The organism is Bacillus sp. X1(2014), from assembly GCF_007678255.1.
This window is the reverse complement of record NZ_VEED01000023.1, coordinates 1-14,557: the sequence shown is the minus strand read 5'-3', so window position 1 is coordinate 14,557 and position 14,557 is coordinate 1. Positions and strand designations below refer to the sequence as shown.

The 14,557-nt window shown below is 40.5% G+C and carries 15 protein-coding genes and 1 pseudogene; 3 read left to right on the top strand and 13 right to left on the bottom strand.

The genetic code is table 11. The annotated features are described in order from the left end of the window. Positions 1–188: 188 nt before the first annotated feature. From FS608_RS26055 to groES, 3 genes and pseudogenes are all read right to left on the bottom strand, one after another. Positions 189–440 (bottom strand): annotated as a pseudogene (locus FS608_RS26055) (MrcB family domain-containing protein); the annotation flags it as partial. A 227-nt stretch (positions 441–667) separates the two neighbouring features. Beyond that, positions 668–2,302 (bottom strand): chaperonin GroEL, encoded by a 1,635-nt coding sequence (groL, locus tag FS608_RS26050; protein ID WP_026565251.1) that lies wholly within the window; start codon positions 2,300–2,302, stop codon positions 668–670. A gap of 107 nt (positions 2,303–2,409) precedes the next feature. Further along, positions 2,410–2,697 (bottom strand): co-chaperone GroES, encoded by a 288-nt coding sequence (gene groES, locus FS608_RS26045; protein WP_026565252.1) that lies wholly within the window; start codon positions 2,695–2,697, stop codon positions 2,410–2,412. A 371-nt stretch (positions 2,698–3,068) separates the two neighbouring features. On the opposite strand from groES, the gene FS608_RS26040 reads away from it, so the two are divergent. Together FS608_RS26040 and FS608_RS26035 are read left to right on the top strand one after the other, a co-directional pair. Continuing rightward, positions 3,069–3,791 carry a CPBP family intramembrane glutamic endopeptidase gene (locus FS608_RS26040; RefSeq protein WP_144555480.1) on the top strand — a complete coding sequence of 241 codons (723 nt, stop codon included), beginning with the start codon at positions 3,069–3,071 and terminating at the stop codon, positions 3,789–3,791. Continuing rightward, complete coding sequence (locus tag FS608_RS26035) at positions 3,788–4,006, top strand: YdiK family protein (RefSeq protein ID WP_144555479.1); 219 nt, start codon at positions 3,788–3,790, stop codon at positions 4,004–4,006. The genes FS608_RS26040 and FS608_RS26035 overlap by 4 nt, the downstream gene beginning before the upstream one ends. A gap of 186 nt (positions 4,007–4,192) precedes the next feature. Here FS608_RS26035 and FS608_RS26030 read toward each other — a convergent pair whose 3' ends face one another. The 6 genes from FS608_RS26030 to moaC all read right to left on the bottom strand — a co-directional run bounded on the left by FS608_RS26030 (position 4,193) and on the right by moaC (position 9,276). Next, a complete protein-coding gene (locus FS608_RS26030; RefSeq protein ID WP_144555478.1) occupies positions 4,193–5,707 on the bottom strand; it encodes an MDR family MFS transporter in 1,515 nt (504 codons plus the stop codon). A 12-nt stretch (positions 5,708–5,719) separates the two neighbouring features. After that, positions 5,720–6,433 carry a cytoplasmic protein gene (locus FS608_RS26025; protein WP_260871830.1) on the bottom strand — a complete coding sequence of 238 codons (714 nt, stop codon included), beginning with the start codon at positions 6,431–6,433 and terminating at the stop codon, positions 5,720–5,722. A gap of 16 nt (positions 6,434–6,449) precedes the next feature. Continuing rightward, positions 6,450–7,172, bottom strand: coding sequence for a polymer-forming cytoskeletal protein (locus tag FS608_RS26020; RefSeq protein WP_144555477.1), 723 nt, complete (start codon positions 7,170–7,172; stop codon positions 6,450–6,452). A 12-nt stretch (positions 7,173–7,184) separates the two neighbouring features. Further along, positions 7,185–7,808, bottom strand: coding sequence for a YhbD family protein (locus tag FS608_RS26015; protein ID WP_144555476.1), 624 nt, complete (start codon positions 7,806–7,808; stop codon positions 7,185–7,187). A gap of 272 nt (positions 7,809–8,080) precedes the next feature. Beyond that, positions 8,081–8,743 (bottom strand): redox-sensing transcriptional repressor Rex, encoded by a 663-nt coding sequence (locus FS608_RS26010; protein ID WP_144555475.1) that lies wholly within the window; start codon positions 8,741–8,743, stop codon positions 8,081–8,083. Between the two features lie 35 nt (positions 8,744–8,778). Beyond that, the gene (gene moaC / locus FS608_RS26005; RefSeq protein ID WP_144555474.1) at positions 8,779–9,276 is read right to left on the bottom strand and encodes a cyclic pyranopterin monophosphate synthase MoaC; all 498 of its coding nucleotides are present in this window, start codon (positions 9,274–9,276) and stop codon (positions 8,779–8,781) included. A gap of 178 nt (positions 9,277–9,454) precedes the next feature. Here moaC and FS608_RS26000 point away from each other — a divergent pair, with 178 nt between their 5' ends. Beyond that, entirely contained in the window at positions 9,455–11,374 is a 1,920-nt protein-coding gene (locus FS608_RS26000; RefSeq protein WP_144555473.1) for an ABC transporter ATP-binding protein, read from the top strand. Positions 11,375–11,656: 282 nt separating this feature from the next. Here the strand turns inward: FS608_RS26000 and tsaD are convergent, their stop codons facing one another. The 4 genes from tsaD to tsaE are packed head-to-tail and all read right to left on the bottom strand — an operon-like array spanning position 11,657 to position 14,297. Beyond that, a complete protein-coding gene (gene tsaD, locus FS608_RS25995; protein ID WP_144555472.1) occupies positions 11,657–12,679 on the bottom strand; it encodes a tRNA (adenosine(37)-N6)-threonylcarbamoyltransferase complex transferase subunit TsaD in 1,023 nt (340 codons plus the stop codon). After that, positions 12,676–13,125 (bottom strand): ribosomal protein S18-alanine N-acetyltransferase, encoded by a 450-nt coding sequence (rimI, locus tag FS608_RS25990; RefSeq protein WP_144555471.1) that lies wholly within the window; start codon positions 13,123–13,125, stop codon positions 12,676–12,678. Before rimI ends, tsaD begins: the two co-directional genes overlap by 4 nt. A gap of 21 nt (positions 13,126–13,146) precedes the next feature. Beyond that, positions 13,147–13,845 (bottom strand): tRNA (adenosine(37)-N6)-threonylcarbamoyltransferase complex dimerization subunit type 1 TsaB, encoded by a 699-nt coding sequence (gene tsaB / locus FS608_RS25985; RefSeq protein WP_144555470.1) that lies wholly within the window; start codon positions 13,843–13,845, stop codon positions 13,147–13,149. Next, a complete protein-coding gene (gene tsaE, locus FS608_RS25980) occupies positions 13,842–14,297 on the bottom strand; it encodes a tRNA (adenosine(37)-N6)-threonylcarbamoyltransferase complex ATPase subunit type 1 TsaE (protein ID WP_144555469.1) in 456 nt (151 codons plus the stop codon). The genes tsaB and tsaE overlap by 4 nt, the downstream gene beginning before the upstream one ends. Positions 14,298–14,557 lie beyond the last annotated feature (260 nt).

Sequence of the window (14,557 nt, the reverse complement as noted above, 5' to 3'; positions counted from 1 at the left end):
GTCTAAACGGCCTTAACCCCTTAGAATACAGGGATAAAGCCGCCTAGTATCGTTTATTTCCACTGTCTACTTCATGGGCAGTTCAAAAATCAAGGGTACCAATATCATTTTGTGATTGTAAAAAATCCTGTAGACCACAAACGTTGTTTTTGTTTTTTGCGTGTAGTTCTTCCACAACTGCACGCTTTTTATTCTTCATCATCTTGATTAGCTTCTTTTCTATACATGTTAAAAAGCTCAGCCTTAGTAATAATTATCCCCGACTTTGCTAAAGACTCTACTCGTTCATCAAACAACTTCCCAAGAATTACTTCTCTTTCTTCCTGTACACCGTAATGCAAGCAGTCATGATCTCGACTGCACAAGACCGTCAAATTGCTAATACAATCCAAAGAGCATTCAAATTCATTTTGAAACTCTAAAGGGATAAGATGATGGACTTCTTGGTAAGGTCTCCGTGTTTTTCTAGCTGTAAAAGATGCTCATATGACCGCCAATATGGAAGAAAAGGCCTCCCAACAGTTTAGCAAACTGATGAAAGACCTTCTCCTATAGTTAGCTTTTATGTCATAGGTTGCCGTGTTTTTATAAAACGAGGACAAATCCGAGGACAAGAAAAGCATATTATCATTTTAGACGTTGATATAACAAGGCTTTGAAACCCTAATTACATCATGCCGCCCATTCCACCCATACCGCCCATATCAGGCATACCCATGCCTGAGCCAGCAGGTTCTGGTTTGTCTGCAACAACTGCTTCAGTTGTTAAGAACATAGCCGCTACAGATGCAGCATTTTGTAATGCAGAACGCGTAACTTTAGTTGGGTCAACGATACCAGCTTGAATCATGTTTACCCATTCGCCATTTGCAGCGTTGAAACCAGTGCCGATTTCTTCGCGCTTTAAGCGGTCAACGATAACAGATCCTTCAAGGCCAGCGTTGTGAGCGATTGTGCGGACAGGCTCTTCCATCGCACGTAATACGATGTTGATACCAGTTGCTACGTCGCCTTCAGCTTGGATTTCAGCTACTTTGCTGTATACGTTAAGAAGGGCTACACCACCACCGGATACGATACCTTCTTCAACTGCAGCACGAGTAGAGTTTAAAGCGTCTTCGATACGAAGTTTGCGCTCTTTTAATTCAGTTTCAGTTGCAGCACCAACTTTGATTACTGCTACACCGCCAGCTAATTTAGCTAAACGCTCTTGTAATTTTTCACGGTCAAATTCAGAAGTAGTTTCTTCTAATTGAACACGGATTTGGTTCACACGTGCAGCGATCTCATTAGTATCTCCTGCGCCTTCAACGATTGTTGTATTTTCTTTTGTTACAACAACTTTAGCCGCACGGCCTAAAGAGCCGATTTGTGTAGTTTTAAGTTCACGGCCTAACTCTTCAGTGATCACTTCACCGCCAGTTAATGCAGCGATATCTTCAAGCATTGCTTTACGACGGTCACCAAAGCCAGGAGCTTTAACAGCAACAGCATTGAATGTTCCGCGAAGCTTGTTAACTACTAAAGTAGAAAGTGCTTCACCTTCAACATCTTCAGCAACTAGTAATAGCGGCTTGCCTTGTTGAACGACTTGCTCAAGAACTGGTAGGATTTCTTGAATGCTAGAAATCTTCTTATCAGTGATTAAGATATAAGGATTTTCTAAAACAGCTTCCATTTTATCTGTGTTAGTTACCATGTAAGCAGAAGTGTAACCACGGTCAAATTGCATACCTTCTACTACATCTAATTCAGTTGTGAAACCTTTAGATTCTTCAATAGTGATAACGCCGTCGTTGCCAACGCGCTCCATTGCTTCAGCAATTAATTGGCCTACTTCTTCGTCAGCTGCAGAGATGGAAGCAACTTGTGCGATTGATTCTTTGTTTTCGATTGGTTTAGAAATTGCTTTTAATTCTTGAACAGCAGTTGCAACAGCTTTTTCGATTCCTTTACGGATACCCATTGGGTTCGCACCAGCAGTTACGTTCTTTAAGCCTTCGCGAATCATCGCTTGAGCTAGAACAGTTGCAGTTGTTGTACCGTCACCGGCAACATCGTTAGTTTTGCTTGCTACTTCAGCAACAAGTTTTGCACCCATGTTTTCGAATGCATCTTCTAATTCGATTTCTTTTGCAATTGTTACACCGTCATTTGTGATTAGTGGTGAACCGAATTTTTTCTCAAGAACCACGTTGCGCCCTTTAGGTCCAAGAGTAACTTTTACTGCATTTGCTAGAGCATCAACACCACTAAGCATTTTGCGGCGTGCATCTTCACTAAACATAATCTCTTTAGCCATTGTTTAAAAACCTCCTCATATTGTTTAACTGTTTATTGTAAACTTATCTATTTGTCAGGCACGAACGCCCTCGTATTAGTTTTTAAAGGGCGCTGCATTTTTTCTAATTAAGCGCCAACGACTGCAAGAATATCTGATTCGCGCAGGATTAAGTATTCAGTACCTTGATATTTAACTTCTGTACCGCCGTATTTTGAGAAGATGATACGATCACCTACAGAAACTTCTAGTGCTACACGCTCTCCGCTTTCAAGTACGCGACCAGTACCAACGGCAACAACTTTTCCTTCTTGAGGCTTTTCTTTCGCTGAATCCGGTAATACGATCCCGCTTGCAGTTTTTTCTTCTGATTCAACAAGCTCAATGATAATACGATCACCTAATGGTCTTAACAAATCAAACAACCTCCTCAAAGATATATGTAATTCTGACTTATTAGCACTCTCTATTAATGAGTGCTAACACAATTATTATAATAATGAATCTCAAAATCTTTTGCAAGTGTGAAGCATAAAATTTTACAAAAAAAATTGAAAAGCGAAACCGTCTAATGATCCTTCTGACAACCTTATTAAGTATTTGAAAGACACAATATTCTATACCTATTTTTTAAAAAGCTTTCTAAATTGAAACAATCCTGGTTTTAAGAGTAGAATGAAGAATAGTATAGATTAAGGTTTAAGCGATTTGGCATCCTTGAAATTGGATGATTATAATGACCTATTTTGCAAAATTTATAAAATGGAATCTAAAGGGGACTAGATATTTGAAACGGAATTATTGGATGATCATAATTGTTTACATCGCCATGCAGTTTTCCAGTTTAATCGGTGTACCACTCTTTTTGTATGGATTTAAATATTTTGGGATTAACCAAAGCCTTGCGGTTCCTTCATGGCTCCTCGCTAGTTTTACAATTGCCTTATTAATCATTCTTTTACTGCTGCGGAAGGAAATGAACGATCACAGCTTCCGCAAGAAGGAAGGTTCAATTGGTCATTCAGTGATATGGGCCTTTGCCGGAATCTTCCTTGCTCTCTTTGCCCAGTATGTTGCGGCAATCATTGAGAACCTATTAGGGGTGGAAATGGGTTCTGAAAACACAAAGGGTATTCTTAAGATTATCGAGGCTTTTCCTTTAGCGATTATTGTTACGAGTATCATTGGACCCATCTTAGAGGAAATCGTTTTTCGCAAAATCATTTTCGGATCGCTTCATAATCGCTATAATTTCTTTATATCTGCACTTATTAGTTCGGTCATTTTCGCTGCAGCACATATGGAATTCCAGCACATTTTGCTTTATTCCGCGATGGGCTTTACGTTCGCTTTTCTTTATGTCATGACTAAATCCATTTTCGTGCCAATATTTGCCCATGTCGCGATGAATACCATGGTTGTCTTGGTTCAGTCTATATATAAAGACGATATTGAACGACTGCAAAGACAAGCCGAGGCCGTTCAAAACTTTATCGGAGGATTTCTATGAGACGTTCACCATTGTTTTCCGGATTGATTTACTTTCTTCTTGGCGGGTTATTTACCTACTTCGCCATTGATCATGTTCAAAGTAGCGGCTGGGGGTTTTTCAGCTATCTCCTTATCCTATTAGCCACCTTTGACTTTGGCTCAGGCCTTAAAATGATCATTTTTCACTTCAAATACAAAGATCAGTTAAAGAAAAAGAATCAGAAAAAAAATTAAGGTGTCAGGCACCATGTGAATTCTTCCTTCACATGTGCCTGACACCTTTTTACAATTCGCTGATTGGAAGTCCAAATTCGCCAATTAAACCCTCATATTCGCTGATTGGATAAGTAAATTCGCTGATAGAACCAATCACAACTTGAAAATCTCAAAAAAGAGGACACAATACTATTTTTAAAACACTTATTTCGACACTTTCCCCTTGTTAATGACCATCCGCTCTTTCCCGAGGATAAAGATAAATAGGAAAGCTAAACCTGCTGGGACGAGTGCCCATGTGAAGGTGTGGACGATCGAACTTGAGAGTGCATCTGTGATTTTGTCGAGAAATGGTGAGGGAATTAGTTTTCTCGCTTCCTCCGATAATAACGCACGAGAATCCCCGAAACTCTGTCCCTTTGGCATCAGTCCCATTCCTGCAAAAGCATTTTCCAATCCTTCCTTAAGATCACTTCGTTGAATCGTACCAAAAATGGTAATCCCGATCGTCATTCCTAAGGACCGTATAAAGTTACTGGTTGATGTGGCAGAGCCCCTTTGTTCGATTCCAAACGGATGAATCGCAGCCATGCTTAACACTGAAAAGGAAAAGCCGACCCCTAAACCGATAATTATCATGTAAAGAGTCAATACCGCTCTCTTTGTATCCGGTGAAATCGTGCTCAATAACAATAAGCCGACAATCAAAATCACTCCGGAGATAAACATGATGTTTCGGTAACTCATCTTTGTCGTCAAGAAACCGCCCGCTTGTGCAGTAACGACCGAACCGAGCATCATTGGCAATAATATCAACCCAGAGTTGGTGGCCGTTCCGCCATACACCCCTTGCACAAAAATCGGAATGTACACCGTTGCTGCCATAAATGCTGCCCCGTAAAATAAGCCGACAATCGTACTGCCTGCAAACAAGCGGTTCCTAAACATCGAAAAGGATATAATCGGATCCTTCGCTTTAGTCTCCACAAATAAAAAGATTAAAAACAAAAGCCCAAATCCACCAAACAAGCTCAAAATCACCGTAGAATCCCAGTCATATTTCTGTCCCCCAAGTTCAAGCGCAAACATTAAACAAACAACCGCTCCAACCAAGGTTACTGCTCCCGACCAATCAATAATTTGTTTTTTGTGAATTGGAGATTCCTTATAGGCGATGGTAATAAAGATTAGTGAAAGAATCCCTAGAGGCATGTTAATATAGAAAATCCAATGCCAGCTGATATAGTCTGTTATATACGCCCCAAGCAATGGCCCAAAAATACTCGATAAGCCAAATACTGCTCCGAACAGACCGCCCATTTTCCCACGCTTTTCAGGAGGAAACAAGTCAAACATAATGGTAAAGGCAATCGGAACCAGTGCTCCGCCGCCAATTCCCTGGATCGCCCGATAAATGCTTAATTGTGTGATGGTTTCAGCCGTTCCACACAATGCCGAACCTGCCATAAACAGGATTAATCCAAAAATAAAGAATCTTTTTCGCCCATACATATCCGATAGCTTACCGAATATTGGCATCCCCGCCATCTCAGCGACCATATACGCAGAAACAACCCAGACAAAGCTTTCTAGTCCCCCAAGATCGCCAACAATCGTTCCCATCGCTGTAACGACAATCGTATTATCCATCGAGGCCATCAAAATCCCCAGTAATAGCCCCGCAACCACTAATCCTAATTTACTTTCTTTTGTCACCATCACATTTCTCCCTTATATCTTTGTCGTTATTTTTACCGTTGCCTTTGAATTATGTGTGAAATCGTCCCTGTATTCCACCACTCCAATTTGACAGCCAGGGCCAATTTTCACCTTGTTACCGCGGACAATATCTGCTTTTGTATTTTCAAGGTAAATGTCATCCCCTTCAATAACTTTCACACTAAGAGACCCGATTTCTTTTCCAAATGGCAGCAGTGTGTTACTCTTTTTTTTCACCGTTATTTTCCCGCCGCCGATTTCCTCAGCACTGCTCTCTCCGAAACGAAGACCAACCTTAATGGTATCCGCCGTCAGTAAGCCTTTAATCTCAAAACCGCCGCTCGAGTCAAATGTCTCATATTCCACATCACCATTCACCGCAATACTTCCTTTAATGTTTGCCTCATCTCCAGTAAGTCCATCGCCGACTTCCAGCAATCCTAAAATCTTAATTTTTTTCAAGTGAGCATTGCCGCCGACCATCATCGTCCCCATCACAAGTGTATCCTCGGCTTCTATATTCCTTTTGACCTCAGCTTCACCAAATACTTTTACCGAGCCTGTTTTAACATTTTCGGCAGCTTCACTTGTGCCATATACTTTGAGAGCCGAACATTCCACATCAGTCATAATGGTCCCTTCCCCGCGGATACTGATTTTATCATAACAGCCGCCAGGGTAGCTTCCCGATCCATTGATAATAAGATTTCCGTTCTTTTCCATCATCTCGCTTTTCCCTCCTTTAAATCTTTCTGTATTCAGCAACTACGGTCTTTTTTTCCATCGAAAATTCCTCTGTATATTCAACTAGGCCAATCTGACAATTTGGACCAATCGATACCTGGTTTCCGCGGACGATTTTGGCGGTTGTATTTTCGAGTTCAATTTTGTCCCCTTCGATTAATTCCGCTTCCAGCTGTGGTTTATAAAAGGATTTAAGCAAATTACCGACTAAGGATGAACCTTTCTGCTTAACCGTAATCGTTTGCCCGCCGATTTCTTTTGCTTTACATTCTCCAAACATCTTTATGTCGATATGGTCGGCATTTAGAAGTCCGCCAATCGTAAACTGCGATTCTGCTTTAAAGATTTCCGCTTCACAATCCTCACTTACCGTAAAGATTCCCTCAATTTTTATTTCCTCACTTTTGACCCTGCCGCCTATCGTTCCTTTACCAGAGATCTTTAGTTTTTCCACTGTTAGGTTTTTGTCGATCCGTGCAGATCCATCAATCGATAGATTTTGGGCCTCGAGATTCCCTTTGAACCTCCCATTCCCGTTCACCTTTACTTTCTCAGAAATAACATTGCCATTAAGGATACCTGAACCATTACAATCAAGTTCCATGCATTCTAAATCGCTGTTAATCGTCCCTCTGCCATTTAATGTAACAACGCGGAACTGCCCCCCGTTGGATGCCCCGAAGCCATTAATCAGCAAGTCTCCTCTGCTTTTCGTATCCATCGTCATTCTCCTTTATAATAATTTCGCTTTAATCTCTTCCATGCACTTCATCAGTGAAAGCACAGTGACAACCTTCGTGCTGCTATCAAAGTGAAATTCTTCAGCATTTATGAGTAACAGACAGGATGACATCCCCAACTTCCGAGTAACCACTAACTCGCAGCTTTTTTGCTTTATTAATGCTGTATGGTCCTTTAACACCTGCAAGACCATTTTCCCTTCCTCTAGGTTTATTTCACCCGATTGAAGCAATTTCTCTAATACAAACACTTCTAGCATCCTTGTGAAATTAAAATCCAGACTCCCCTTTTCCTGTTCTAAGTAAAAATCGACAACGGTTGTCGAAACAATGTTACGTTTTACTAATTGATCTTTGCTATAATTTAAATTTGCTACATTAGGAGAGAACATATCCGCTAGCTCATCTAAGGATAAGTTCTCTTTCATCGTTTGGATTTTTTCGATTCTTTCTAAGATCTTTTCCTTAGGAAAAAAAGTTTCTTGTCCTGTAAACGTAGACTTGCGCACAAACCATTCTTCCGGGATTAAGTCCTTTCGTTTCCATCTATATAGCTGCCCATAAGATATTCCCGCTAATTCTAATAGGTCTTTCTTTGAGATTAATTCCTCACTCATAATGAAAACCCCTTTCCATAAACAATATAACATAACACTGTTACGCTCGTAAAGTGCAAATGTAAATATTAGGTTGTCCTAATTATGATTCAAAAAAAGGCCCTTCACGTTGATTAACGCGAAAGACCTTTTAGACCTATTCTTTTTAACTTTCCTTAACTTATGAGCAAAATGAACCTGCCAAAATAGGGGTCAGGACCATCGCATTTTTAATACATATCTAATCAACACAAAAGAGCTTTCCACAAATTTTGTGAAAAGCTCTTAACTACTTATTGTTCTTCTTCCTCTAATTCCACCGTCGGATAATGCTTTAAAAAATAAACAAGCGATTGCAGTTCCACTGCTAAGTCAATATGATGGACCCTAATTTGTGGAGGAACATTTAAGCGTGCTGGCGTAAAGTTTAATATCCCCTTTACATTTGAACTCACAAGTCGATCAGTAATCATCTGTGCAACTGGAGCTGGAACCGTTAATATCGCAACGGAGATATCTCCCTCAGATAAAACCTTCTCCAATTCATCCATATGATAAACCGGGACCTCGCGGATCGTTGTCCCCATTTTATCTGGATCCACATCAAAGGCACATTCTATTTTCGTGTTATTATTTTTTAAAAAATTATAGTTTAAAAATGCTGTACCCAAATTCCCTACCCCTATTAAGGCAACCTTTGTCAGTTCATCCTGGTCCAAGGTTTTACGAAAGAAGGAAATCAAATAATTGACATTATACCCATAACCTTTTTTTCCTAATGCCCCGAAATAAGAAAAATCGCGGCGAATCGTGGCTGAGTCTACCTTTACAGCTTCACTTAGTTCGGCTGATGAAACCCTTTGCTTACCGGAAGAATGCAGGTTTTTAAGAAATCGGTAATAAAGAGGCAGCCGTTTGGCTGTCGCCTGTGGTATTTTCATTGTTTCATTACTCATAATCTCCCACACCCCATGAATAATTTAGTTAAATATCATTTAACTTTTTCGTGTCTCTTAAAATCACCATTTTTACCGCCCGTTTTTTCGACAAGATAAGTGGGTCCAATTACCATACCTTTATCAACGGCTTTGCACATATCATAAACCGTTAAAGCGCACGCAGAAGCAGCTGTTAACGCTTCCATTTCCACCCCTGTATTCCCCTTGGTTTTAACGGCAGCAGAAATATTTAAACGATAATTCTCTTCAGATTCCTGTTCCCAGGAAAAAGAAATATTAACCCCTGTTAAGGGAATCGGATGACACATCGGAATCAAATCCCACGTCTTCTTTGCTGCCATGACTGCAGCTACCTGAGCCACTGCTAAGACATCGCCTTTTTTAATTTCGTTATTCGTAATTCTATCGTAAATTTCTTTCCTTACAGTAATGCTGGAATGAGCAAGTGCCGTCCGTGCCGTTTCTGGCTTATCACTGACGTCGACCATTTTTGCTCGGCCTTCTTCATTAAAATGCGTAAATTCTGCCATATAAAAAAATCCTCCCTTCAAATCATACACTATTTTTCCTTATCTGTCTGTGAAACTTTGAACGAAAATCAAGGTTTTTGTCGATTTTAAGACTTTGAGCCACCTAATCTGCATCGCAGTTTATTGCCGACATACGGGGAATAAGGTACACTAAACCTATATATAGAGGTGAATAAGAATGATTTTGTTACAGGTTAATCAACTACAAAAATATTATGGTGCTGACCTTATTTTATCGAATATTAAATTAGAATTACAAACCCGAGACCGTGTGGCTCTAGTTGGGCGCAACGGGGCAGGAAAATCGACATTATTGAAGATTATTGCCGGCCACTTGTCGCATGATGGCGGTGAAATCATCAAGCCAAAAGAAGTAATGATTGGCTATTTAGCACAAAATACTGGTTTAGAATCCACTTTGTCGATTTGGGACGAGATGCTGACTGTTTTTGAACCACTGCGTTTAATGGAAAAGTCACTCCGAACTCTTGAAGAACAAATGGCCGACCCCCATGTATTTGAAGACAATGGAAGATACGAGAGAATCTTAAAAGAGTACGACCATCTTCAAGTGAAATTTAAGGAGCAGGGTGGATATCAATACGAGGCAGAGCTCCGTTCGGTCCTTCATGGGTTAAATTTTCCAGACAAGACCTTAATGATATCCAGCTTAAGCGGCGGGCAGAAAACGCGGCTTGCTCTTGGTAAGCTGCTATTAACCAAGCCTGATATCTTAATATTGGACGAGCCGACCAACCATCTTGATATAGATACACTTTCCTGGCTGGAGCAATATTTGCAAAGTTATCACGGGGCTATTTTAATTGTCTCCCATGACCGCTATTTTTTAGATAAAGTGGTTACGCAGGTCTATGAGGTCTCCCGCAAGCAAATCCAACGCTTCACAGGCAACTATAGTTCCTACCTAGATCAAAAAGCGGCAAATTATGAACGTGATTTAAAGCTTTTTGAAAAACAACAGCAGGAAGTGGCGGATCTACAGGATTTTATCAACCGGAATTTAGCACGTGCATCAACGACCAAACGTGCCCAAAGCCGTCGCAAAAAGTTAGAGAAGATGGAGTTGATGGATCGCCCTCTAGGGGATGAAAAGTCGGCAACTTTCTCGTTTGAGATTGAAAAACAAAGCGGCAATGACGTGTTAACAGTTGATTCCCTTGCTGTCGGTTATCAGGGGGAAAAGGTTTCAGAAGCCATTTCTTTTCGCGCCTATAAAGGAGAAAGCATTGCCTTAGTGGGCCCCAATGGAATCGGTAAATCAACCTTATTAAAAACCATTATTAAAAAACTTCCTGCCTTAGACGGAACCATTCTCTATGGAACAAACCTTTCCATCGGATATTACGATCAGGAACAGGCAGAATTAACTTCCAACAAGCGTGTTTTGAATGAGCTCTGGGATGATTACCCGTTAAAAAACGAAAAAGAGATTAGAACAGTTCTTGGTAATTTCTTATTTTCCGGTGATGATGTCTTAAAAATTGTCTCCACCTTAAGCGGCGGGGAAAAAGCTCGACTTGCTTTAGCTAAGCTAATGTTGGAAAAAGCCAATGTTTTAATTTTGGATGAGCCTACCAACCATTTGGATTTAGATAGCAAGGAAGTTCTTGAGAATGCATTAATCGATTACCCTGGCACGATACTCTTTGTCTCACATGACAGGTATTTTATTAACCGAATTGCCACAAAGGTCTTAGAACTGAGCCGCCATGGCAGTACAGAGTATTTAGGGGATTATGATTATTATGTAGAGAAGAAATTGGAGCAGGAAGAGCTTGTTGCCCTAGCGCTAGCGGATTTTCAAAAAGGGGCTGTACAAACAGAGGCATTTGAAAAAAATACTTATCAACAGGATAAGGAAAGTAAAAAACAAGAACGCCAGCGCAAACGAAAATTAGAAGAAGTGGAACAAAGAATTGAAGAACTGGAAGAACAAATTCAGGAATTCGACCAGCAACTATGTGATCCCGATATCTTTCAAAATCATGAAAAAGTATTAGAAATCAACTTAAAAAATGAAAAAGCCAAAGCGGAACTCGAGCAACTAATGGAAGCATGGGCGGAGCTGGCAGAGTAAAAACCGAGCAGTGCTCGGTTTTTTTCTTTCTAATAAGACATATATCGACAACATTCGCTAAATGCACTTTTTTAAAAAATTATTCACTTTTCCACAAGCTTATTCACATTGTAAACAAAGTATTTTCAATGCTTTTTTCACTTTTCCACAATATCCACAATAATAACCCTACTTATCCACATTATACACAGAATAAAGGCCACTTATCCACAATTATGATGATTTTTATGATTTTTTAAAAAATCTTATCAACAAAAAAACTCTTCTTATCCAGAAGAGTTATTAATTATATAATTCAATATCAAGCCCAGGATTGGCGTTTAACGTCAAATTTGCTCGAATTCCCTTTTCAAACATCACACTGCCCGCCGCAGCAATCATTGCCGCATTATCTGTACATAACGATAATGGCGGTATAACTAATTCAATCCCAGGTTTCTGTGAAAAAACCTTCTCTAACGCCTGTCTAAGTCCTTTATTTGCGGCAACCCCGCCGGCAACTAAAACTTGCTCCACACCGTACTCCGCGACAGCTTTTTCTGTTTTAGTGACTAACACTTCAATGACGCTGTCTTGAAAGCTTGCAGCCAAGTCTTCAGGGGCAATCACCTCACCGCGTTGCTCAGCATTATGGACCGTATTAATAACTGCAGACTTTAAACCGCTAAAACTAAAATCATAGGAGCCTTCCTCCAGCCATGCCCGAGGTAAGTTAATCGTCGGATTTCCAGTCTGCGCTAAGCGGTCAATATGAGGTCCGCCAGGGTACGGCATATTCAATGTACGCGCTACCTTGTCGTAGGCTTCCCCTGCAGCGTCGTCCCTTGTTTCCCCAATCACTTCAAAATGACCATGTTCCTTCATATACACCAGCTCGGTATGCCCGCCTGAAACGACGAGAGCAAGGAGCGGGAATTTCATTTCGGTTACCAGCCGATTTGCATAAATATGTCCGGCAATATGGTGAACGGGAACTAATGGTTTATTTTGCGCAAAAGATAATGCCTTCGCAGCATTCACCCCGATTAACAGGGCACCGACTAGCCCAGGTCCCTCTGTGACAGCAATTGCATCTATCTCGGCAAATGTAATATTTGCTTGTTTTAATGCTTCCTCCGTAACAATAGTAATTTGCTCAACATGGTGGCGGGAAGCAATCTCCGGGACAACACCACCAAAACGTTTGTGACTTTCAATCTGCGATGCCACAACATTCGCAACAATTTCACGTCCATTTTTAATGATTGCGACAGCAGTCTCATCACAGCTTGTTTCAATTCCCATAATCCATTGATCTTTTATCATAAATTTACCCACATCACTAAACCATCTTCCTGATTATCAGAATAATAATTTTTACGAATTCCTCCATTTTGAAAGCCTAGCTTTCGATATAGAGATTGTGCCACATGATTGGACACACGCACTTCAAGTGTCATGCTCTTTGCTCCCATCTCCCGGGCTACTGACATCATTTTTCGCAATATAGCTTCCCCCAGTTTCCGGCCTCTAAATTCAGGCAAGATTGCTACATTCGTAACATGGGCTTCGTCAATGACAATCCATGCCCCGCAGTATCCAAGAATTTTATTATTTTCTTCTAAAACAATATAAACAGCAAATCGATTATTGTGTAATTCATTATAGAAAGCTTCACGACTCCATGGAGTAGTAAAGGATGCATGCTCTACCTCTAAGATTTGGTCAATATCCTCTTCCCTCATGTTACGAAAAACGAATGAATCTACCATAACTCTCTATTCCTATCCATTTCATATTTTTCCTTTCGCTTCTAACCATTTCGCTTCTGCTTCAGCTAAACGGATATAATTTGGAACAAAAGAATGTATGTCCTCTCCAGGTTTATCCTTGCCAAGAAAGGCAAGCTCAGATGGACGAGGGTTATGTTCCGTAATGGCTGCAAAAACAGCCTGTGATCCCAAATGGTCAGCGATTGTTGCTTGATGGAGTGATACATCATTTCCGATAAATAAGATTGATTTACCTGCTCCTTTTAGAGACTCTGCCCAATCCGCTAACATGACCAAGCCATCCTCTTGAACCGTTAGGAATTCACTGCCATGATTTTGATATAATCCCGTATACACTTGTCCCCTTCTGGCATCAAATAGAGGCGATACATAGCCATCAAAATAACGGCTGACACCTGCTGCTAGGATTTCAAGGCTCGAAATACCGACAAGTGGTATGTTTAGGGTCCAGGCTAACGTTTTAGCAATGGTAACCCCAATTCGAACTCCTGTGTAGGAGCCTGGTCCTTTGGCTACCACAATCTTCGTTATATCAGCCGGCACCCGCTCACAATCTTTCATTAGTGTTTGAATAGCAGGCATAATTCGAACTGAATGGTTCTTTTTTAAATTGGTGATATATTCACCAATTACTTGGTTCTCTTCTAAAAGCGCAACTCCTAATGCATAATTAGAAGTATCAATCGCTAATATGGTCATGAAAATGTCTCCTTACATAATTGCTCATATCTTTTTCCTTGTGGTTTGAAAACCATTCGTCTTTGGTCCCCTTCTTCACGATACAAGAAGATGGTTAATCTTTCCTCGGGAAGCTGCTCTTCAATCAAATGAGCCCATTCCACTACCGTCACTCCGTCCCCTTCAAAGTACTCATCAAATCCAAGGTCTTCAAAGGCATCCGCAACCCGATAGACATCCATATGATATAATGGCAATTTTCCTTTATATTCTTTAATAATGGTAAATGTCGGGCTGTTGACGGTTTTCTTAATTTCTAAGCCTTTAGCCAACCCCTTTGTGAAGGTTGTCTTTCCTGCACCTAAATCACCTTCCAGTGCTATGACATCCCCTGGTTGTAAGCACCCAGCCAATCTTTCGGCAAATTGGGAAGTCTCCTCAGAATCCGTTGTAATTCGTTCGAATTGTTTCATTCAATCACCTTTTTATTTTAACATCGTGGCACATATCTTCATTTTACCTTATTTATCTGCAAAAAAACCTTAGGATTGCTCCTAAGGGTCCTATTTCATATGTAGTTTACCTGATTTTTTACAATTGAGCAAAAAAGGGCATAAAAAAAGACGAAACCTTGTTTCGTACTCATTTTACAATATAAATGGCGGTCCGGACGGGACTCGAACCCGCGACCTCCTGCGTGACAGGCAGGCATTCTAACCAACTGAACTACCGG